Here is a 22,535-nt window from a genome sequence, read left to right on the forward strand (position 1 = left end):
TTTATCCTCTAGATAAAGTTAATTGCTTATTTAAGTTAAAGTTATACAACAGACGGCGTAAGCAAATTTTAGTAAAATAATAGTACAGCCCTAGGTAAAATAATCTAGTATTTAAGGAAATTATTCTTAATCGAAAAAGTGGAACTATTCCCTCTTGCTGATGGTCATTAATAATTAATTTGGTATTTCAGGAGTAAACATTGCAGTTGGCACAATAGTACAAAATAAATATATATATTAAAACTAATCTTGGAATACTTCTGTAGATAGTTTTTTTAGGATGCTAAGGCAATTTTTTAGGTGGGTTCCTCTGGCAAGAGCGTCAGTTCCAAATGGGCAGACTAAATGTAGTTAGGGAAACGGTAGTCAAATATGGCTATCACAAAAACAAGCAAGTTGGGTTAAATACTCGCTCATAAAATCTGAGGTTATTACTAATGAAGTCATTCGTTCGCTTGGGCGCAACACTGGGTTTAGTTGGAAGTACACTGCTAGGGTCTTCTTTTTTAGGGAATTTACAGGCTTTAGCCTTGCCAGCAGAACAGGTTATTCAAAAGTTGCAAACGATTCCTGTTTTTACTGTCACTGATGCTAAAGGCTCGCCACTGGTTAGGTCAATCAAGAATGCTCAGAATAAAGATGTCTCTGTAGCAGGTATTTTTATTAGCCAGGGTGATGCTCAAGGATTTGTTGACCAGCTTAAGAAAAATAATCCAGCTTTGGGCAAATCAGTGCAGGTGTCTCCTGTGTCGCTGGGAGAAGTTTACAGATTGGGGCAAGCAAATCAAAATAAGCCGGATGGTTTAAATTTTGCTTTTATACCCAAACAGCAGCAAGTACAATCCGCAGTAAACTTACTGCGTAAGAGCGGTCAACAGGTAAACACTTTTGATGGTACTCCCCTGTTTGTCGCTAAAGCTGGTAAGGATAAAGGGTATCTGACAGTTCAGCAGGGAAATCAGCAGGTAATTCCTTTCTTTTTTGAGCAAGAGCAATTACAGGGAATGGTTGAGCGCTTTAAGAAACAAAAACCCGAATTAGCATCCACTGTAGAAGTTCAGGTGGTGAATTTGCAAGGTTTAATTCAGGCATTGCGCGACAGTAATAAACCAGAAATTAATAGTATTGTGTTGGTTCCAGCTAACGAGTCGATGCAATTTTTGCAGAAAGCCTCATCTGCGCCTAGACAAGCTCCTGCACCAGCGAAGCCTCCTCAAAATCGTCGGCGTTAATCAATGACTCAGCCACAACAACTGATGGTTTCAGGGGTAGAACTTTGGCAGTGGTTTACACAAGCAAGACTTGCTGCTGTAGTTGCTGATATCCCTGTCAGTGAAGTGGACTGGTTGTTGCAAGAGGTAGCTGGGTTAGATAAGTTGGCACTGCGGTTGGAATCTTTTAAAGATCGACTAGAAATTCCGCTCAGTATGCCTTTTTCTAAGTTAGCAACTCTATGGCAGCAGCGAGTTGATGCTAGGATGCCAGTTCAGTATTTAACTGGGGTGGCTCCCTGGCGTAATTTTTTGTTGAGTGTTTCACCAGCAGTTTTGATTCCGCGACCTGAAACGGAGTGCTTAATTGAATTAGCTGTTGCGGCTGTGGAGAATAGTTCTAAGCTTAAAAAAGCCGGATGTTGGGCAGATTTAGGTACTGGTAGCGGTGCGATCGCACTTGGACTAGCTTATGCTATGCCAGCAGCCCAAATCCATGCTGTTGATTACAGCGCGGCTGCTCTAGAAATAGCTTCCTATAATGCACAAAAATTAGGATTTGAAACTAGAATTCAATTTCATCAAGGTTCCTGGTGGGAACCACTAAATTCCCTTAAAGGTGAGTTTAGTGGGATGGTGTCTAATCCCCCCTATATTCCCAGTACTTTAATATCAGAATTACAACCAGAAGTTGCTTGGCATGAGCCTCATCTTGCCCTTAATGGGGGTAGTGATGGTTTGGACTACATTCGTCATTTAATCGAAGTCTCCCCTATATATTTACGTTCAGGTGGTATTTGGCTAATTGAAATGATGGCAGGACAAGCACCAGTAGTAGCTGAGTTACTACGCCAGCAAGGAAGCTATTGTCAAATTAAAATATTTTCTGATTTAGCAGGTATTGATCGCTTCGCTCTAGCTTATCGTGCGTGAGCAAAATCAAAAAATCCTGAGTTATTTCAACCCAAAGTCAGAAACTTATAGAATAATTGATCATTGTTAATTGTTAATTGTTAATTGTTAATTGATTTTGATGCTCTTGTTGCTGGAGCAAAATCTGGTCAGCTAGTCAGTTTTCCTACGGATACGGTTCCAGCATTAGCCGTTCGTCCTGACTGTGCAGGGTTAATATTTCAAGCCAAGCAACGAACTCAGGATAAACCTTTGATTTTAATGGCTGCAACAGCCCAATCTTTGTGGCAGTTTGTGGATGGGAGTTTGCGAGATCGAGAGATTTGGGAGCAAGTAGCCGAGAAATATTGGCCAGGAGCTTTGACTTTGGTGTTACCTTGTTCTAAGAATGTACCCCAAGGAGTTAATCAAGCTGATCCCAGTACTATTGGGTTGCGAGTTCCTAATCATGCGATCGCTCTAGCTATTTTGTCTCAAACTGGTGCTTTGGCAACTACTAGCGTTAATCGTTCAGGTGAGCCGCCTTTACAAACGATTACAGAAATTGAAACACACTTTCCTGATGTATTAACACTGTTACCTAGTGAACTAGAAACAATTCAACCAAGTCTGGGTATGCCTTCCACTGTGGCTAAATGGAGTGATACTGGCTGGCAAATTCTCCGACAGGGAGCTATTAATTTAGATGATACTGTTGGTTACTATAAATTTTGAGCTCTCCCCAAACCCCTCCCCTACAAAGGGAGGGGCTTTGAAATAAATTTCCGCAGGCTCAAGCCTGGGGAACCAGACAAACTAAGCCCGCCTGCGCGGGCTAAAGACAAGGAATTTAGGGGGTAACAAACGCTTCCTGAAGTGCCACCTTCTATCTTCTTAGTGTCTCCTGAGACTCCATTATTTGAGCAGGTAGAGGGCTGATTGAGGGCTGGCTGTAAAGTACCATTGTTGTAGTAGAGTTGCATTCAAAACCAATGCGTTCGTAAAAGCTTTGTTGATTGGTTGTCATTAAGTAAACTCGCTCTACTCGACTCATGCGAGGATGACTCAAGACGGTTTCTACTAATTTACGACCTAATCCAGCACCCCGATAGTTAGGATCGATCACTACATCCCAAATAGTGGCTCTATATATACCATCTGAAGTAGCTCTGGCAAACCCGATTAGTTTATTTTTATCCCAAACGCTGACAACTGGTTCACTGTTAGCGATCGCTACTGCTAAATCTTCAATTTTGCGCTCTTCCGCCCAAAATGCTCCTACTTGAAAAAGTGCCTGAAGTTGCTTAAGGTCGATTTTTGATTTGCGATCGCAAAATTGAATATGACTAGAATTCATTGTTATAAATTCCTTGGGGATTTTTTTACTTTTTATTAGCTTTAATTAACAGCAATTTAGTGCTGGGCTTATTTAGCTTTTTAAATTGAGCATTAAACCGTATTTTTATTGGTCTAATTTTTACTTGAGCATTGATTCCAATAAGTATTAATTGTTACGTTAATACTTTTTAGCCGATAAGTTATATTCTTATTTCAATGCTTAAAGAAATAAGTAGAATGTAAATTTTTATTATCTTAACACTCTTTATAGTAAATTAATGAAATTAATTCAAGGTATTTGAGAATTTATATGTATATATTTCCTGACATTAGCCACATTCTGTCTCTGACAGAGTGCGATCGCTACCTAATTAAAACCCCTGCCTGTTTTGGTAGGCAGGGGAAAGAATTAATATCGCACTAAATATCGAACACAGATCTTCTATCTCTAGGTTGTTATTTTTGCAACCAACGGGCTGCATCTTTAGCATGGTATGTGAGAATTAAGTCAGCGCCAGCACGTTTAAAGCTGGTTAAGGTTTCCATTACTACCCTTTCTTCGTCGATCCAATCATTGAGGGCAGCAGCTTTAACCATAGAGTACTCACCAGAAACGTTATAAGCTGCAACTGGTAAGTTACTTGCTTCTTTAACTCGCCAAATTACATCCATATAAGCTAATGCTGGTTTCACCATCAGCATATCAGCGCCTTCAGCGATATCTAGGGCAATTTCCTTGAGGGCTTCACGGACATTACCAGCATCCATTTGGTAGGTACGGCGATCGCCAAATTGAGGTGATGAATCAGCCGCGTCCCTAAATGGACCATAATAAGCTGAGGCATATTTAGCTGCATAGGAAAGAATTGGCGTATCCTCAAATCCAGCTTCATCGAGGGCAATTCTAATTGCTTGCACAAACCCATCCATCATTCCTGATGGGGCAATAATATCAGCGCCAGCTTTAGCTTGAGAAACTGCTGTTTTTTTGAGTAATTCTAAGGTAGGGTCATTTAAAACACGACCAGTTAAATCGCCCACTTGTAAATAACCACAGTGACCATGACTGGTATACTCACACAAGCAAGTATCGGCAATTACAATTAAGTCTGGCACAGCTTCTTTAACTGCGGTGGAAGCTTTTTGCACAATTCCGCAATCATGCCATGCACCAGTGGCATCTATATCTTTATTTTCGGGAATGCCAAATAGAATGATTGCAGGAATACCAAGGTCGTAAACTTCTTTGGCTTCTTCTACTATTTTGTCTACAGATAAATTGTAGACTCCTGGCATTGATTTAACTTCTTTAGCAATGCCTTCACCTGGTACAGCAAATAGTGGGTAAATTAAATCACTTGTGGTTACTACATTTTCACGTACCATCCGACGTAGTTGGGGATGAGTACGCAGGCGGCGAGGGCGATGGGTGGGAAACATGAGGTTTGCTAAAACTAACTTGCAACAGTGACACCTAAGAAATTTTAGGGTTTATATCTGCCTTGTTTATAGGAGATTAATATTTTGTTAGGTTCACTTATTTTACTCCCTTCCTGCGATGGCGAATACCTATTTTAAAAACCGCCTTAGCGAAGCGAAACGCGATCCTAGTTTTAGACACCAAGGACGCTAAGGAAGAAGAATATGATCGGTAATCTTTTAGTGGGAAGGAAGTATATGCAAAAACTTTTGACACTCCCCTGGCTAAAGCCGAGGGGATTCTTTAATTAACGAGCCAACTTGCTCTGACAAAATCGCTTCAGTCAAAGTAGAGGTCGATTCTCCTAAAGCGTTGCTCGAATCTAGCCCGAAGGTTCCGGTATGACCTACCGTACCCAATCCTCGACTAAGGATGTTTCTAGCGGCATTTTCATCCCTATCTATCACACAACCACATTTACAAATGTGTGTTCTAGTAGATAGGGATTTTTTAATGATTTCACCACAGCTAGAGCATTCTTGGCTTGTATACTGCGGGTCAACCGCAACTGTAACTCGCTTAAATACTTTTCCAAAGTACTCAAGCCAGATACGGAACTGATACCAAGATGCGTCATTAATAGACTTAGCTAAACAATGATTTTTCACCATATTTTTAATCCTCAAATCTTCATAGGCGATCAAGTCGTTAGACTGAGCCACGCACCGCGCTAACTTCACAGCATGGTCTTTGCGTTGCCTACTTATTTTGAGGTGGCGTTTACCTAAAACCTGCCTAGCCTTGCCTCTATTTTTTGAACCTTTAACCTTTCTTGAAACTCTTCGTTGAGAACGTTTAAGAATCTTTTCTCCCCTACGGAGAAATCTGGGATTCTCAACTGTTTCCCCATTTGAGTCAGTATAGAAGCTATTCAACCCAACATCTAAACCAATTGTCTTACCAGTTGGTAAGACTGTCTCCCACCGTTCAATAGATATACAAAATTGAGCATAGTAACCATCGGCACGTTTTACCAATCTAACTCGCTTAATTTGGTCGATCTGGTAAAAATGTAAATCGCGCGTTCCTTTTAATTTGAGTCTCCCAATCCCTTTCTTGTCAGTAAAAGTAATAGATTTTCTGTTTACATCCAATCGCCAACCTGTCGTTTTGTATTCGACTGATCGGTTGTTTTTCTGGAATTTTGGAACCCCTTTTTTACCGGAAACCCCCTTTTTACAATGATCGTAAAATCGAGCTATTGCCGACCATGCTCTTTCTGAGCTAGATTGACGAGCCATGCTATTCAGTTCATCGCAAAACGGAAATTCTTTGGCTAAAACAGCACTATATTTATTTAGGTCATACTTGTTAACCTTTTCGTTATCCATCCAAAAGCGCAGTGCTTTGTTACGAATGAACTGTACTGTTCTGATCGCTTCGTCCACAGCTAAAAATTGCTGTTTTTTACCGTATGCTTTGAACTCAAGAACTAACATGAGTTCGACCTAATCACGATGGTCTTATGCTAACAACGTCAGCTTAAATACAGTTAAATTCGGTTACAAGACTTTACAAAGAGGCGTAAACGCGCGACTCTGGTTTTCATCCCTTGGCTAAAGCCGAAGGGTTTTCAACCTACTTCTTTATAACTGGTTACGAAGCTTTAATTGCAGATAGCGGTCTACAAGTTGTTCGCTAATCTGATTAGCTGGTGCATCTAGTACGAGTACGCCTTTGTGTTTGAGTTTAGCAAAAGCAACTTGACGCTGGGATAATAAATCTAAGGCTACGGCACGTTGATATACAAGTGCGATCGCATCCTTCCCTACCTCTGTTACAGTATTTAATGCTTGTTGGTCAACTTGTGGATCTCGCAATGTCACGCAAAATGGCAAATAGCGGGGTGTTAAACGTCCCAAGGCAGCAAGCAATTCTGCGGAAGCGGTAATATCAACTAAGTCTGTAATTAGTACTACTAGCGCCCTTCTAGTTTGCTGACTTACCAGTTGAGTGACAGCGCCCATATAATCTGGTTCTAATAATACTGGTTGAATTGGTGTGAGGCGGTCGATTAGTTTAGATAGATGGTGTTGACCTCTTTCGGGGGGTATCCAAGTTGTTACTTCGCGGTCAAATACTCCTACGCCAACTTTATCGCCTCGGTTTAAACCCGCTAAAGCTAAGGATAATGTCGCGTTTAGACCCCAATCAAATCGCTTTAACCCCTGCACTCTTGCAGTCATTAACCGTCCTCGGTCAAGTAAGATAATTAAGGTTTGTTCTTTTTCTGCTTCTAAGACACGCACCTGTAAGGCGGAGGCGGGTGTTGCTCCCAGTTTACGGGCGGTAGCTTTCCAGTCGATGAAGCGGGGGTCATCACCTAAACGATAGTCTCGTAATTCTGTAAATTCTGTACCAATTCCTAAGCGCCTAACTTGGCGCATTGTTCCGGTATTTTGAAGGGTAAGACGAATAGAGAGCGATCGCAATCCCATTAAGTCTGGATAAACTGCTACTTGCTGACTTTGGGGAATTTTCCAGTCACTCCAAGCTAACCCCCAAGGACTTAGTTGGCGTACTTGGATATCTCCCCATGCAAATTCACCTCGCTGAAGAGGACAAACGGTATAAGTAAACTCCTCTGTTGTATTAGCGGGTAAAGATAATTTGATATTTGGAGTTGATACGCCAAAATCTTGGGGATAGTAATCACGAATTTGAATTTCTGCGGGATAATTGCCGGATTTTATTGATAATACAACTAAGTTATCTCGTCCAATTGATAGTCTTGATAAGGGTTTGCGGGTAACTTGCACACGATTAGAACTTACTCTAGAACCATCAACAAACATTAATCCCAGAACGATCGCATCAAATAATAACGCTCCAGTGATACCTAGAGTTACGTTAGTAATATCTGTTAGAGATAGTGCGATCGCTATTCCTAATACTAATAATAAATAAAAGCGTTTTGAAGGAATCATCTAAAATCCTGAGTCCTAAGTGAAAAGGGAAGTCTTGAGTATGAAATTAAGAGTTTATAGTAATTTTTTAGTGTGCTAATTTTTATTGATTTTTCAACATAAGCACACACAACTTATCTTGGTACAGGTACTTGATTAAGTAATGAGTTAATTATGGCATCAATTTGTAAACCATCTAATTGAGCTTCTGGTTTAAGCATTAAGCGATGGCGTAACAGTGGAGATGCTACAATTTTGAGGTCATCTGGGGTGACAAAATCTCTTCCAGATAGCCATGCTTGCGCTTTACTTGTTTGTAACCAAGCAACTGCTGAACGAGGAGATGCACCTAAAGCTAAATCAGGATGTTGACGCGATCGCGTAACTATTGCTAATAAATAATCTATAATATTCTCTTCTACCTGAACTTCACTAACTATTTGACGCGCTTCTAAAATTTGTTCTACTGTAGCTACAGGCTTTAACCTTGCTAAATCCAAGCGTCGAGTTTGAAAGCCAGCTTGACGATTTAGTAACATTTGCTTTTCAGCAGCTAAGTCTGGATAACCTACAACTAACTTAAATAAAAATCTATCTAATTGTGCTTCAGGTAGCGGATAAGTTCCCTCAAATTCTAAAGGATTCTGCGTTGCAATTACCCAAAATAGTTCCGGTAAAAGCAAACTTTCACCATCTAGCGTTACCTGCTGTTCTTCCATTGCTTCTAATAAAGCTGACTGGGTTTTAGGAGGTGTGCGATTTATTTCATCAGCTAGTAACACTTCCGTAAAAACTGGACCTTTCTTCAGGGTAAAGCCACGAGTGTTAAGATCAAAAATATTTGTCCCAATAATATCAGAAGGTAAAATATCTGGCGTTAACTGAACTCGCCGGAACTCTGCTTGCACTAATTGTGCTAACACTTTTACTAATAAAGTTTTTCCTGTACCAGGTACACCCTCTAAAATTACATGACCACCTGCAAGTAGTGCTACTAGAAGTTGTTGAATTAATACAGGTTGACCGACTATTACTCGATTAAGGGATTGACCGAGGCGATTTATAACAGAATTAATTTCACTCATTAAGGTTGGTTTTTAGTAAAGTACTTAAAATTCATAATTGGCATCTTACTATGTACAAAATTTTTGGTCAATCTAATAACCTCACTAAGGTAGTAGTAATCATTACTATCTGTTACGCCAGTTTATTAGCAACAGCTAATTATACTTTTGCTGACCCACTTGAGAGCGAAAATTTCATACAGGATAGAAAATGTATAGTTGGCAAGGTTGTTAATGCTAGATTTATCCCAGGCAGAATTACTGAGAATGGGAAATTTGAAGTGTTATTAAGCAGTAAAAAAATCAAATTGGTATGCGACTTACAGGAATTTCAGTTATTGAAGCCGTCTCACCAGAATCGCGAGAAATTCGCCTTGAGCCATACGAGGGGCAAATTATTTCAGTCAGAGGTTTTGAGAATGCTAATATGATTTACTCAGCAAATCTGATTAAAGTATTGGGAACAGAATCTAATTTTTTCAAATTAATCAATATTTGTGACAAGCAAAACTAAAACAATATAGCAGTTAGCAGTTAGTACTATGTTTAGGTGCGGGTTTAACCAACATATCTGTAAATATTTGATTTGCTTATCAACTCGCCCCTACGAAAAAGGCTATAAATTTCTTATCTTCCTTTATTCTGCATATAATCTGTCTAGCTAGTGAATAGAGCGAATTTTTTGCCATTTCCCTAACCAATTTAATAATGGTTTCTCATTAATTATACGTTTAGTTGATTGTAGTTCTAGCACTTGCTGAAGTTCTGCTGGTGGGCGCTTTGTTTGTTGTACCCAAGCCGATATTAAAGTTTGATGATCTACTAAAGTTGAGCCTAAACCTAAAGCTTTTTGCAATTGCAGTTGCTCTTGCTTACCTACTGCTTCCAATATAAATTCGCTACTTTCAGCTTTTTGCAATACACTAGCAAGTGCTTGAATATAAGCTTCGCTATTGTCAACTACTGGTGCTTTTAAAGATAGGGGAGATCCCAAACGTTGGTTATTAGCCCAAACTAAAACTAAAAGAATTATACTTACTTGAACTAAGGCTGCAAATAAAGGCGTTTTAGATAAATAGCTAATCAAATCTGCACCGTCTTCTTTCGTTATAACTTCTGGATCTTTATAACCGTGAATATATTCATCTACCAAAATTTGATTATCTGATTGAGTAACTAATTTTGCTAGAAATTGATAATTTTCTGGTTGTTCTTGATAAGCATTAGCTGCTAAATAAGGCGTGGTGGCAAAAATTACTTGTCCTTTGCCTAATGTTTGTTGCCAAACAATAGCCCCAAAGCGATCGCCTAATTGTTGTTCTCCCTGTTCTAATTTTGGTAATCGTCGGCGCGTATCAATTTTGACTGCACCCGCAGGACTTTGTTGAAAGGTAATAAAACGTGCTTCTGTTACGGGTTGTTTAGCTCCCAAAATCACCAAAGTATTGCCTTTTTCTACCCATTTTTGTTCTTGGTCGTTTAGCGAATCTTCATTGAGTTGGCTGTAGACACGCAACAGAGTAATGGAATTAGCAATTTTGAATTCTGAGTACTTGATCAGCGAGGGAGTTTCTTCTGTAGCTACTCCGGCTAAATCAGAAAATGGTTTTTGCCAACGTTTAACTGGTGTTCCTTGCTTTTCCATGAAAGCGTACCAAGCACCATATCCATCAGGACTCCGGCTATAGGTGGAACCGCTATTTACCTTGCTAGTATTGGGCGCAGTAAATAAGGTGAGTAATATAATTGCAATCAGTGCGATCGCACTTATCCATAACCAACGCTTTTTGGTCATTTTAAATTTAACTAATCGCTAATTGTTCGATACGCCTGCTGACACTGTTCAAATTCTACTGCTCTGATTTCTGTATTACCAAAACACGCTTTTTGATGGGTTGTCAGTAAAGTTTCATAGGAGCGATATTGAGGCAAATTCTGGATTAATTGCAAATATTCCCCATCGGTGCGACTAGGTTGGTGAGGAACAATATCACTGTCATTTAGTTGCTGTAACATTGCCATATATAAGCATCGGCAAGCTTCAGCATAATTACCTTGGCGTTGGAATATTTGCGATCGCTTTAACCACTCTGAAACTGTTAACTCGCTAACTTTAGTGGTTGCTTGTTGATCTAAGTTCCGCAGTTTCCCAGATAAAGCAGTTAGGGAAGAACCCCATACGCGCCACAACTGCCAACCAATCCAGATCACTAGAAATGCGACTATTCCCCAAAATACTGCTTTAAGTAGCCAAGAGGGTAAAGATAAGTTTTTTAACCAGTCAGGCAAAGACCAGTCTGGAAGATTGCGTCTACTAAATTCTAGTTCTATCCATTCTCCTAGCTGTTGCTGGAGTTGCTGTAGCTGCCAACCGAAGTTAGTCTGCTCAAATTCTTCTGTTGCCATACTCGTAGTTCAATTGCTTACTACTGATTATCAATCATCCTTGATGCTGTGCCACGATCTAGATTGTTAGAGTATTTTCGTACCTACAATTACTTAGAGTCTATCCGAAAAGTCGTTTAAAGATTTTTTAACCCCAGATAAACGTAGATGTTTATTTTAGTAGGGCATGGTAAAAGTGAGTATTGGGGAGACTCGCAGAAGTATTCCCTAGATGATGGTGAAATTTTCGGTCTGATAACCAACTGTTTTTAATATGACAATTTATTTTTACAAAGTTGATGCTCCTTACGGCTGTTTTTCAAACTTTTCTCCCCATCCGATTTATTTAGATGGTCAAGATTGGTCTACAGTAGAGCATTACTATCAATCCCAAAAGTTTGTAGGGACAGAAAATCAAGATTTAATTTCAGTGATTCGAGTTGCTAAAACTCCAGAGATAGCAGCATCATTAGGACGCGATCGCACCAAAAAAACTCGATTGAACTGGGAACAGATAAAACCTCAAATCATGCGGCAAGCTGTCCTTCAAAAGTTTTTAATTCATCTAGATATCCAAGCAGTTCTTCTTGCTACTGGAGATGAGATAATTGTAGAAGATTCTCCCAAAGATTACTTTTGGGGTTGTGGTTCAGATAAAACTGGTCAAAATCAGTTAGGCAAAATTTTAATGAGTGTCCGCCACGAAATTAAATTGCATAATCAACACCAGAAATAATATTAATTTTTGCTATTTTTATATAATAATTTAAGTTGTCATGCCTGAATTATTATCACTTTAATATTTAGATTGAACTTAATCTAAAACAATTTATATTTTTATTAATTAGTGATTATTTCTCACTTTTTACTTCTTGATATCGCCCTGCGCCTCTGCCCCCCTGCCCTCAAAAACACACTTAAAACGGAAGATCCAAACTCATTGCCTCTGCCGCCATTTAGCGATCGCTTTTTGAGCCTTTGAGTAAACGGGTGTATTTTGGGGAACTAAAGTCGCCGTAGCAATGGCACTTTGCAATTCTCCTTCTAATGCCCTAGACTGAGCAATCAGATAAATTTGCTGGCTCCATTGTTTAATTGACTTTTGAGCCTGTAAATAAACTGGTTGATTTGGTGGAATTTGACCAGCAGCAGTAATCGCGCGATTATAAGAAGAAGCTTGCCCTGGAACAATTAATTTCTTAGCAGCCTGCAAGATAATTTTATTAGTTCTCTGTTGCTGTGCAAGTATTTGCCAACTAGCGATCGCACTTTGAGATTCAGCATACACTGGCAGATTTGGTTGTAGCAATTGAGCAGCAGCGATCGCACCAGCATAATTACCCTGTTGGGCGCGGGCAGAGGCTAAATCTAAAATTTTCCGACTCCAAAGATTAGTATTTGCTGTTGCCTGTTCATATAAAGGATCGCCTGGTACAACTTTTTGGGCTTGTGCGATCGCATTACTAAAGCTAGAAGCTTGATTACTTTTAATTAGGCGTTTAGCTTTATCCAATATCGCTTTATTTGCCTGTAGACGCTTTGCTGATGCTTTATTAGTTGTGTTGGCATCAATTTTCGTTATTTTAGGGTTAGATGATGTCTCAGACACCCCTGCCACCGAAGCTGAATTAGAGGTTTTACCTGCTGTTTGGGCTATTTGCTGATCGTGAAAAACCCTCAAAATCACCCCAGCAATCATACCTATTACCAGGGTTGTACCTGTACCCCACAAGAGTAATTGCTGCCACCAAGGAATAGGTGTTTCTAACTGAGGTTCTTTATTTGCGTAAGGAACCAGCGCCCCTACTTCTGGCTGCGCTGAAGGAGTTGTTGCAGCTAATGAAATTACATTTTCCGGTATAACGACTTGTGTAGGCGTTAGTTGATCGGTATCCTCAGTATTTACGGCATCAGTATTAATAACGTATGCAGTTGTTAATATATGTATTTCTTTATTGTCTGCTGTTAAATCCCCAGCCGTGTCCGACTGAGGCAAAATTAGCATTTTGCTAAGTTCGCTGTTGTAGACACTCACAGGTGTTTGAATAGGTCGCAAGTGGTGTCTACTTAACTCAGGAGTGCGATCGCGCAGGTATTGATCTAAACTTTCTAAAGTTATCGCTGGGTCATAACGTAACGCTTCTAAAAGTGCAACAGTAAATAATCCCTGTCGTAAAGTTGTTGCTTCGTAGGAAAATTGATCGCCCTGGCAAGATAAAAAAGTCGGAATGCCTAATTCACGCGCCACCGCAAGTGTTTGATCGCCAACCTTAGCACCTGCTTGTACACCTTGGCTGCGGTTTATATTCAGCAATAGCAAAGCATTTTGACCTACTTGCTGTTTTACAAAATGTAACAGCGATCGCACTGATATTCCTGTACTAGCAATATCAGCAAGGTTGCCATCAATAGGCATCAGGTAATCTTCTGATCCTGTACTAACACCATAGCCACTGAAAAACACCCACAGGAAATCTCCTGGTTGCAAATTGTCTTGGCACCACTCCGACAGCCAGCCCATGATATTTTCACGAGTAGGGTAAGTTAACTTTTGCTCTATCGGTGTCGAAGTATCGCTTAACAACAAACATCGATCCGCTACCCAACCTGCTGACTCCACTAAAAACTCGCGCACTACCTGTGCATCCGCTTCTGCATAGTGCAGAGGTTGAAAAAACTCATAGCGATTAATACCAATGGCTATACAAGCGTGATTTGCCATGATCGATGCCCAGCTAGGTACAAATAAAGAGAATTTCAGGGCGTTATATATGTCTATATCCTGCTTTTACCCGCATTTAAAGCATAGCAGCACAGGTTAGTTATTAGACTTCTTGCAAAAATAGTCAAGCCATTTTTTCAGAACAATGATTGATTTAAACCAATTTCCTAATCAGGAAGGTTATCTTGGGCATAGGAGCCAAAATTTATGTCAGTGGCTCCACAAGTAGGTGATAGTATGTCGCAATCTTATGTTGTTAATTTTCAATTTTTATTAATTAATCCTAGAACATTTGTCAAGATAACTTTAGTTACAATCTTGGGTTGCAGTGTAGCCAGTTCAACTATCACACGCGCCTTGGCAAATCCACTCATAGCCCAAGCTATTAAGCCAGGTGTAGCTACTACCTCTTCACCTAATCAACCTAATCTTGTTCAATTACAAGTTTCGGTACCTCGTAATGCTGGCGAATCTTTTGAAACGATGATACGTCGCTCTCAAGCGATGGCTAAGACATTTATACAACGTAGCTTTGACAAAAACAAATCAGTCACAAATGTAAATCTAACAGTGATAGGAGAAAATCAAGGCTTTATAGCTCCAATTGTGTCTATGAAGGTTAATCGTCAGGGGTGGAAACGTAGCCCTAATCCGCAGATGTGGGCAACTTATTTTCCCAACGCCCAAACTTTACTTGGTCTTAAAAATAGCTTCACTACTGCTACTCAATCAACTTCAACCCTTCCGGCACAGACCATGACAGCGCCAGCAGCGATACCTAACTCACCATTAGGATATCCTAATGTTCCTGATACACAAAACAACACTTCATTTCCCCCATCAGGCTCTAATACTCAGCAAGTACCTCCTGGGGTTGTTCCCAATAATCAAACACCTGGAGCAAATACTAATGGCTCAGTAGCTCCTAATGGTGCAACTAATACAACTACTCAAACTTCGCCAGTAGCTCCTAATGGTGTAACTAATACAACTACTCAAACTTCGCCAGTAGCTCCTAATGGTGCAACTAATACAACTATCCAAACTTCGCCAGTAGCTCCTAATGGTGCAACTAATACAACTATCCAAACTTCCCCCCGTCTTCCTCAGCAGCAAAGGTAGAGATAAAAGAAGCAGGGGGAAGCAGAGGAAGCAGGGGGAGTGAAAAAGACGAAATTTCTTTACCTAGTTGTCAATAATCAAAAATATTGATTAATAGACATCTCCAGAAATTAAGGGTGCGTTAACTATAACCGTTGTAGAGACTTTGTATGCAACGGCTCTACATTCGCATAAAAGGAGATGCTTAATAAATTATCAATTTGACCTAATCCTCAATCCTTAGCCTTCAAACAATATTTTTTGCATCTGCGATCGCCTAGAATAATAAAGCTGAAAAAATTGCAGAAGCTACTACTATGGCAGTTCCTAAGAAGAAAACCTCAAAATCTAAACGCGATAAGCGCAAAGCTACCTGGAAGCATAAGGCAGCAGTCGAAGCTCAAAAAGCTTTGTCTCTAGGTAAATCTATATTAACTGGACGTGCTAAGAGCTTTGTTTATCCTTCCACTGAGGAAGAAGAAGAAGAAAGCTAAAAACACCTTATTGGTGTCTAGTTAATTGCCCTATTAGTTCTTTGATTTACTAATCACGGCTAAACTCATGCTAGGGAAATTTTTCAAGAAACCTGATGCAGATCAGGATGATCGTGTACCACCCGGTCAATACCTGACGAAAGGATTCCCAGTGCTGACTTATGGGCAAAGTCCCAGCGTCAGCGCTGATAACTGGCAATTTCGAGTGTGGGGTAAGGCAAAAGAAAAGACTTTTACCTGGGCAGAGTTTATGGCTCTGCCTCAAAGTCAATTCACTGCCGATTTCCACTGTGTTACGCGCTGGTCAAAACTGGATGTCCAGTGGACAGGTGTTAAGGTAACAGACTTGATGCGCTTGGTGGAACTCGACCCCGAAGCTGTTCATGTGATGGAACATTGCTATGGCGGATACACCACCAATCTTCCCATAGAAGATTTTTTACGGGAAGAAAACTTTTTTGCTCACACGCTGTTTGGGGAACCGCTTCCCGCAGAACACGGCGGTCCTCTGCGGCTAGTAGTACCCCATCTGTATGCCTGGAAAAGTGCTAAGTGGATTAATGGCTTAGAGTTTCTTGATCGCGAGGAATCAGGCTTTTGGGAACGTAACGGTTATCATCGGCGGGGGGAACCTTGGGCAGAAGAACGTTACAGTTATTAGTTAACTTTTCATTAACTGCTTGACTAATTTAAGCTTTTCTTTGTAAGGAGCATATCTCACCTTCAAATCAACTAAAAAGGATTTGTTGAGAATGCTTTTTTTATGGGAAAAAGTATCAAAACTAGCTTTCCCATGATAACTACCCATGCCACTTGCGCCTACCCCTCCAAATGGTAAGTCTGGAACGCCAGTGTGCATCACAGTATCATTAATACTTACACCTCCAGAGGAGGTATTTCGTAAAATTTGCTGTTGTTTTTGTTGATTATTTGAAAAAAAGTATAAAGCTAAAGGTTTAGGCTGGGAGTTGACGAGTGCGATCGCTTCACTTAAATCGTTATATTCTATAACTGGCAAAATCGGACCAAATATTTCTTCTTTCATCACTGCATCTTCCCAGCTAACCCGATCAATAACAGTGGGTGCAATATAGCGGTCAGATAGATTATTTTCTCCGCCAATTATAATTTCACCAGTATTCAACAATTTACACAGGCGGTTAAAGTGCTTTTCATTAATAATCCTGCCGTAGTCGGGACTCTCAACAGGGTTATTGCCGTAAAAGTTTTGAATGCAACTTTTAATGTTGGTTAATAAATCTTGTTTAACTTTTTTATCAACTAATAAATAATCAGGAGCAATACAAGTTTGTCCAGCATTAAGGAATTTGCCCCAAACAATTCTTCTAGCTGTATACTCAATATGAGTATTAGCATCAACGATACAAGGTGTTTTGCCGCCAAGTTCTAATGTTACTGGTGTTAATTGCTTGGCGGCTTCAGCCATCACTATTTTGCCGACTTCAGTGCTACCAGTAAAAAATATATGATCAAATTTTTCTGATAATAATTGTTGAGTAGTTTCTTTGCCTCCTTCAATTACATGGATAAAGTTTGACGCAAAGGTTTGATTAATAATATTAGAAAGAACCTCAGATGTATTAACTGCTAATTCTGAAGGCTTCAAAATAGCACAATTGCCAGCCGCGATCGCACCCACAAGTGGTAAAATCATTAGTTGGAAGGGATAGTTCCAAGCACCAATAATTAATACTATTCCCAACGGTTCAGAATAAATTTGAGATGAAGCCAGAAACTGAGTTAGGGGTGTATTAACTTTTTGAGGTTTTGCCCATGATTTAATATGTTTGATCGCATAATTAATTTCTTCTAAGCAAAGACCAATTTCACTAAGATAACTTTCAAATTCTGATTTATTTAAATCATCTTTTAAAGCATTTTGAATATTAATTTCTTGTTCTGTTATTACTTTTTTTAAAAGCTTTAATTGCTCAATTCTAAAAGCAACATCTTTAGTCTTTCCGCTTGCAAAGAAATGACGTTGCTCGGTGAGAATTGTATTGTAGCTTTGTTGGGTTAACATACTTAGGATGCTAGATACTATTTTAGATTTTAGATTGAGAGCTTATTTAATGTAACATCCCAAATCTAAAATCTAAAATTTGGGAGGATGTGCGGAAGTAGTTTGCAAATGTTCAATTAAGAACCTTTTATTTTGCTCTCTCCCCCTGCCTCCTCTGCCCCTCTGGTTCCTCTGCGTAAGCTCTATGTTTTAATCTATTGGGCAGCTAAATAGACAATGAAACTGCTACCTTGACCTAAAGCAGACCGAACCTCAATTTTACCTTGATGAGCTTCTACAATCCGGCGAGATAAATGTAGTCCTAAACCGCTACCCGAACGTTTGTGGCTTCCAGGGCGGAACCGTTCAAATAGCATTGATTGATCTTCTGGGGTAATGCCTGGACCAGTATCTTTTACTTCAACTACTACCCAGGAACTATCGGGCTTCAAGTTTACCTCTATCGATCCTGCTTCTGTAAACTTGATGGCATTGCCAATTAAGTTGGTAAAAACTCGATGCAATTCTAAGCGATCGCCTACTACTTTTCCTGAAGCTTGTCCCTCAAGGTTAAGCTTGAGAGCGAGAGTTTTTTCATCTGCCAAAGGAGATAGTTCTTGGACAACTTCCTTAAGTAGTTCTCGCAAATCAACAGGTGAAAATATCAAACTTTTACGACCTGCTTCATAGCGGTAAACTTCCAGCAAAGTATTTACCATTGCTAACAAGTTGCGGTTACTACGAGCCATCGTAGAAATCGCTTCTGCCATTGGTGGAGATTGTTCTCCTAATGCTCCCTGCTGGAACAGCGACAACATCCGATCTGCTGCTACCAAAGGGGTACGCAAATCATGGGTAAGCCTAGATACAAAATCTTCCCTCTGGCGGGCAATTTGATCGCGCTCGTCTACGCTATGTTTTAGTCGTAGTAGCGATCGCACTCGCGCCAACAATTCATCCACTTCTACAGGTTTGCGGATAAAGTCATCTGCACCCGTATCTAGTCCTTGAACTACGCTGGGTTGGTCGTAAGCAGTAATCAATAATATTGGAATAAATGGCAACTGCTGATTCTTGCGGATACGTTGAGTCACTTCATATCCATCCATCCCTGGCATCATCACGTCTAATAACACTAAATCCGGTGATGACTGTTCTATAGAGTTGAGCGCAGTGCGACCATCTTCAGCCAGTGTGATGTGATATCCCTCTTCTTCCAAAATTGTTTGAACTAGGAACAAGTTATCCGGCGAATCATCAACAACCAGAATGTGGTCAGTTTTATTAGATAAATTTCCAAGCGAATGATTCATATAAACGGTTGATTAACCACAAAGTAGCAGAATTTTAACTTTTATAACAACAAGTGTCTTAGGTATTATTTTTTCTTTAAATTGCTTAAATTACCTCATCCCCGCGAAAGATTATCATCAGAAGTTTGTTAATTGCTTTATTTACTCTACTAATTGTCGTGCTTTTAGTTAATACCTCTAGTTAGATCTAATCCAAGAAGCATTTCGGGGGTATGTCGCTTTTGTCGTTGGAGCAAAAAAATAAATTATTAAAGTATATCAAACATTAGACCTCACCGAAGAATAGGGGGGGGGGGAGAGGAGGGAGGGAGGGAGGGAGGGAGGGAGGAGAGAAAGTAAGAGTGTTTGATAACTTTTCTTCTGTATAGAAATAAAAAAGTACAAGTTTATTTGCGCGTTATCTTACTTAACTTCAAATTCAGAAATTTTAAATGAGTAGGTTGGGTTGCAACCCAACCTACCAATATTTATGCCTAAGTATTGAAATGAAACTGATGATTAATTGCTTTTAAAGTTCGTCCTTAACTAATTTGCGTTTGGGTTTCTTGGTAAATCCATGCTGTAGCAAATGCAAAATCCAGTTCTGTAGATCGTCGATGTATGTAAACAGTACAGGCACTACTAACAATGTCAACAAAGTAGAAGTAGTAAAACCACCCAAAATCGCTACTCCCATCGGGCTACGCACTTCTGCACCTGCACCTATTCCTAATGCTAGTGGTAGCGTACCCGCAATACTCGCTAGGGAAGTCATTAAAATTGGTCGCAGACGTGATAACCCAGCCGCCATTACGGAATGAAATTGTGGTTTTCCTTCTTGTTGGAAGATTAATGTATAGTCTACTAGCAAAATCGAGTTTTTGGTCACAATGCCCATCAGTAGGACAATACCAATTAAGGCATATATCCCTAAAGATTTTTGAGAAATCATTAAACCTAATAATGCACCACCTAAGCAAAATGGCAAAGCTGCCATGATGGTAATTGGATGTAGAAAGTTGTTATACAACAACACTAAGATGGCATAGATACAAGTGAGTGCTAAGGCTAAAGCACCACCAAAACGACCAAAGATTTCTTGCATAATCTTGGCATCTCCTGCCGATTCCTCTACTACTCCTGCGGGTAAAGGATTCATTGCAGGTAGCGCCTTGACAGTTTCCATAGCTTCTCCCAAAGAAGCACCTTGTAAGTTACCTTGTACGGAAACTTGACGAGCGCGATTATAGCGATTAATTTGAGCGGGACCATTACCAAAGCGAATATCTGCTACTGCTGATAGGGGAACCAGGGAGTTATTTTGACCTGGGACTTGCAGATTTTTTATTGTGTCGATATCTAAACGCTCTTGGGGATTGATTTGTACTCTAATGGGAATTTGACGATCGCTCAGATTAAATTTAGCTAAGTTGGATTCATTGTCACCAATAGTAGCTAAAGATGCTGTCCGGGCGATCGCTTGTACTGTTACTCCTAAATCTGCGGCTCTAATCGGATCGGGGATAATTAAAATTTCTGGTTTAACTAAACTAGCACTTGAGCTAACTTCTACCAACATCGGTAGTTCTCGCATTTGCTTTTCTAAAGCTAAAGCAGCTTGGTTTAACGCTTCAGGATTTTCACTTTTTAAAACAATTGATACATCCTTGGAAGCGCCACCCCCGCCTTGAGATTGGAAACTAATTCTCGCCCCAGGAATTTTGGCAAGAGGTTGACGGCTTTGTTTCTCAAACTCAGACTGAGATAAATTCGGACGTTCTTCTTTTGCTTTAAGTTGAATAGTTAGTGTTGCCGTATTTACATCAATTGCAGCTAAGACGCTATTGACAGCAGGACTTTGTTGCAATACTGCTGTAGCTTGTTGGGCAACTTGAGTGGTGTCGTTGAGGGTAGAACCAGGTGGAAGTTCAACTAATACTGTGGATAAACTGATATCACTACTATCAACGAAACCTTTGGGAATTAAGGGAACTAGCGTCAAGCTTGCCATAAAGAAAGCAACTGCGATCGCCATTGTTGTCAATCTATGCCGCAATGCCCACTTCAACAATTGAAAATAAGGTCTAAAACCCCCTTTAGATTTAGACTTGGCATCACTCGGCTTGGGAGCTTTCAGTAAATAAGCTCCCATCATTGGCGTAATTGTCCGCGCTACTAAGGTGGAAAAGAAGGTCGAAATTGCAACTGTCATCCCAAAAGGTTGAAAAAACTGACCTGGAATCCCACCCATAAAAGCAACGGGGAGAAACACAGCTATAATTGTCGCCGCACTAGCTAAAACTGCTAAACCTACTTCCGCCGAAGAATCAAAAGCGGCTTGGCGAGGGGTTTTGCCCATTGCCATGTGCCGTTGCATATTTTCAACTTCTACAACCGAGTCATCAACTAAATTTCCAATAGCCAGGGCTAACCCTAGCAAGGTCATATTATTGAGTGTGTAGCCCAAGCTTTTCTGTATCCAAAACGTAGGCAGCATTGATAAAGGTAATGCTACCGCAGTAATCAGGGTAGAGCGCCAATCACGTAAAAAGATTAAAATTGTTACCACTGCCAACACAGAAGCAACAATCAAATCATCAATCGTGCTTTCATAAGATTCGCGGATAAAATCAGCACGAGTAAAAATTAACTCAATTTTGACATCAGTTGGTAATTTTTTGTGTAATTCCGCAACTGAGGAGCGAACCCCTTCTTCTACAGTTACTAAGGTACTACCTGTACTTCGTAATACTTGAAAAGCGACTACGGGTTTATTATTCAGTAAAGCTGATTGCCTGACATCACCAAAGCGATCGCTTACTTCACCCAAACTAGATAAAGCCACAAAACTACCATTAGGTAGAGTTATTTGGTAATTTTTCAAAGCCTCAACAGTGGTAGCACTACCAAGGGTACGAATACTTTGCTCACTACCCCCAACTTCTGCCCGTCCACCAGGTAAATTAGCATTAAAAGTACGAATTTGCTCGTTTACTTGAGTAGCAGTAATGCCCAGACTTTGTAACCGTTCTGGAGCGAGGTTAATGCGAATCTCGCGATCAACACCACCAACCCGTTTAATTTGAGCAACGCCTCTAACAGCTAATAAAGCACGGCTAATATCTTGATCGACAAGATTACTCAAATCTTCTACAGACTGTTGTTCAGATACCACCGCATAGGTCATAATTGCTCCACCAGCAAAATCTAAACGCTGAACAATGGGGTCGTTTAGGTCTTGTGGTAAATTTTGACGAATTTGAGCAACGGCATTACGGATATCATTAGTAGCGCGGTCTGTGTCCGTACCAATTACAAAGTTTACTACTGTTGTAGAATTTCCATCTTTAACAGTTGAAATGATTGTATCAATGTTGCCTAGCCCCGCAACTGCATCTTCTATCTTTTTAGTTACTTCTGATTCTAGTTCTGCTGGACCCGCGCCTGGTTGTATTGCAGTAATACTAACCGTCGGCACATCAATATTAGGATTAGTATCAATTCCCAATTGGGTAAATGATATCCAACCTAATAAAGCCAATACCAGAAATAAAACTAATGTTGGAACTGGTTTCTTAATTGACCAAGCTGAAAGATTGAATGACATAAAGGGGAGGGGGGAGGCAGA

19 protein-coding genes are annotated in these 22,535 nt (G+C 40.1%); 8 read left to right on the top strand and 11 right to left on the bottom strand.

The window, feature by feature from the left end; translation table 11 throughout:
- Nucleotides 1-437: 437 nt before the first annotated feature.
- The 3 genes from CRI9333_RS11885 to CRI9333_RS11895 all read left to right on the top strand — a co-directional run bounded on the left by CRI9333_RS11885 (nt 438) and on the right by CRI9333_RS11895 (nt 2,837).
- Entirely contained in the window at nt 438-1,232 is a 795-nt protein-coding gene (locus CRI9333_RS11885) for a Tic22 family protein (RefSeq protein WP_015203417.1), read from the top strand.
- A gap of 3 nt (nt 1,233-1,235) precedes the next feature.
- On the top strand, nt 1,236-2,144 hold the full coding sequence (gene prmC, locus CRI9333_RS11890) for a peptide chain release factor N(5)-glutamine methyltransferase (RefSeq protein WP_015203418.1): 909 nt from the start codon (nt 1,236-1,238) through the stop codon (nt 2,142-2,144).
- A gap of 84 nt (nt 2,145-2,228) precedes the next feature.
- Nucleotides 2,229-2,837: an L-threonylcarbamoyladenylate synthase gene (locus tag CRI9333_RS11895; RefSeq protein WP_015203419.1), complete on the top strand. Its 609-nt coding sequence runs from the start codon at nt 2,229-2,231 to the stop codon at nt 2,835-2,837.
- 151 nt (nt 2,838-2,988) lie between these two features.
- Here CRI9333_RS11895 and CRI9333_RS11900 read toward each other — a convergent pair whose 3' ends face one another.
- The 5 genes from CRI9333_RS11900 to CRI9333_RS11920 all read right to left on the bottom strand — a co-directional run bounded on the left by CRI9333_RS11900 (nt 2,989) and on the right by CRI9333_RS11920 (nt 8,911).
- On the bottom strand, nt 2,989-3,459 hold the full coding sequence (locus tag CRI9333_RS11900; RefSeq protein ID WP_015203420.1) for a GNAT family N-acetyltransferase: 471 nt from the start codon (nt 3,457-3,459) through the stop codon (nt 2,989-2,991).
- A 437-nt stretch (nt 3,460-3,896) separates the two neighbouring features.
- Complete coding sequence (gene hemB / locus CRI9333_RS11905) at nt 3,897-4,880, bottom strand: porphobilinogen synthase (RefSeq protein WP_015203421.1); 984 nt, start codon at nt 4,878-4,880, stop codon at nt 3,897-3,899.
- 264 nt (nt 4,881-5,144) lie between these two features.
- Entirely contained in the window at nt 5,145-6,359 is a 1,215-nt protein-coding gene (locus tag CRI9333_RS11910) for an RNA-guided endonuclease InsQ/TnpB family protein (protein WP_015203422.1), read from the bottom strand.
- 147 nt (nt 6,360-6,506) lie between these two features.
- Complete coding sequence (locus tag CRI9333_RS11915) at nt 6,507-7,847, bottom strand: DUF58 domain-containing protein (RefSeq protein ID WP_015203423.1); 1,341 nt, start codon at nt 7,845-7,847, stop codon at nt 6,507-6,509.
- A 113-nt stretch (nt 7,848-7,960) separates the two neighbouring features.
- Nucleotides 7,961-8,911, bottom strand: coding sequence for an AAA family ATPase (locus CRI9333_RS11920; RefSeq protein ID WP_015203424.1), 951 nt, complete (start codon nt 8,909-8,911; stop codon nt 7,961-7,963).
- A 292-nt stretch (nt 8,912-9,203) separates the two neighbouring features.
- Between CRI9333_RS11920 and CRI9333_RS26745 the strand changes: the two genes are divergently transcribed.
- Entirely contained in the window at nt 9,204-9,404 is a 201-nt protein-coding gene (locus tag CRI9333_RS26745; protein WP_015203425.1) for a hypothetical protein, read from the top strand.
- A 147-nt stretch (nt 9,405-9,551) separates the two neighbouring features.
- Here CRI9333_RS26745 and CRI9333_RS11930 read toward each other — a convergent pair whose 3' ends face one another.
- On the bottom strand, nt 9,552-10,685 hold the full coding sequence (locus tag CRI9333_RS11930; protein WP_015203426.1) for a DUF4350 domain-containing protein: 1,134 nt from the start codon (nt 10,683-10,685) through the stop codon (nt 9,552-9,554).
- Between the two features lie 11 nt (nt 10,686-10,696).
- Entirely contained in the window at nt 10,697-11,296 is a 600-nt protein-coding gene (locus tag CRI9333_RS11935) for a DUF4129 domain-containing protein (RefSeq protein WP_015203427.1), read from the bottom strand.
- A 253-nt stretch (nt 11,297-11,549) separates the two neighbouring features.
- On the opposite strand from CRI9333_RS11935, the gene CRI9333_RS11940 reads away from it, so the two are divergent.
- Nucleotides 11,550-12,011: an NADAR family protein gene (locus tag CRI9333_RS11940; RefSeq protein ID WP_015203428.1), complete on the top strand. Its 462-nt coding sequence runs from the start codon at nt 11,550-11,552 to the stop codon at nt 12,009-12,011.
- 201 nt (nt 12,012-12,212) lie between these two features.
- Here CRI9333_RS11940 and CRI9333_RS11945 read toward each other — a convergent pair whose 3' ends face one another.
- A complete protein-coding gene (locus CRI9333_RS11945; protein WP_015203429.1) occupies nt 12,213-13,997 on the bottom strand; it encodes a caspase family protein in 1,785 nt (594 codons plus the stop codon).
- A 207-nt stretch (nt 13,998-14,204) separates the two neighbouring features.
- Here CRI9333_RS11945 and CRI9333_RS24905 point away from each other — a divergent pair, with 207 nt between their 5' ends.
- From CRI9333_RS24905 to CRI9333_RS11960, 3 genes are all read left to right on the top strand, one after another.
- Nucleotides 14,205-15,119, top strand: a complete 915-nt coding sequence (locus tag CRI9333_RS24905; protein ID WP_015203430.1) for a hypothetical protein — start codon at nt 14,205-14,207, stop codon at nt 15,117-15,119.
- Nucleotides 15,120-15,415: 296 nt separating this feature from the next.
- On the top strand, nt 15,416-15,592 hold the full coding sequence (gene rpmF, locus CRI9333_RS11955) for a 50S ribosomal protein L32 (RefSeq protein WP_015203431.1): 177 nt from the start codon (nt 15,416-15,418) through the stop codon (nt 15,590-15,592).
- Nucleotides 15,593-15,659: 67 nt separating this feature from the next.
- Nucleotides 15,660-16,253 carry a sulfite oxidase-like oxidoreductase gene (locus CRI9333_RS11960; RefSeq protein WP_015203432.1) on the top strand — a complete coding sequence of 198 codons (594 nt, stop codon included), beginning with the start codon at nt 15,660-15,662 and terminating at the stop codon, nt 16,251-16,253.
- On the opposite strand, the gene CRI9333_RS11965 is transcribed toward CRI9333_RS11960, so the two are convergent.
- From CRI9333_RS11965 to CRI9333_RS11975, 3 genes are all read right to left on the bottom strand, one after another.
- Nucleotides 16,254-17,636 carry an aldehyde dehydrogenase gene (locus tag CRI9333_RS11965; RefSeq protein WP_015203433.1) on the bottom strand — a complete coding sequence of 461 codons (1,383 nt, stop codon included), beginning with the start codon at nt 17,634-17,636 and terminating at the stop codon, nt 16,254-16,256.
- A gap of 194 nt (nt 17,637-17,830) precedes the next feature.
- Entirely contained in the window at nt 17,831-18,928 is a 1,098-nt protein-coding gene (locus CRI9333_RS11970) for a sensor histidine kinase (protein ID WP_015203434.1), read from the bottom strand.
- 508 nt (nt 18,929-19,436) lie between these two features.
- On the bottom strand, nt 19,437-22,514 hold the full coding sequence (locus CRI9333_RS11975) for an efflux RND transporter permease subunit (protein ID WP_015203435.1): 3,078 nt from the start codon (nt 22,512-22,514) through the stop codon (nt 19,437-19,439).
- Between the last annotated feature and the right edge of the window lie 21 nt (nt 22,515-22,535).

The sequence above is a fragment of the Crinalium epipsammum PCC 9333 genome, assembly GCF_000317495.1.
GTDB lineage: Bacteria > Cyanobacteriota > Cyanobacteriia > Cyanobacteriales > PCC-9333 > Crinalium > Crinalium epipsammum.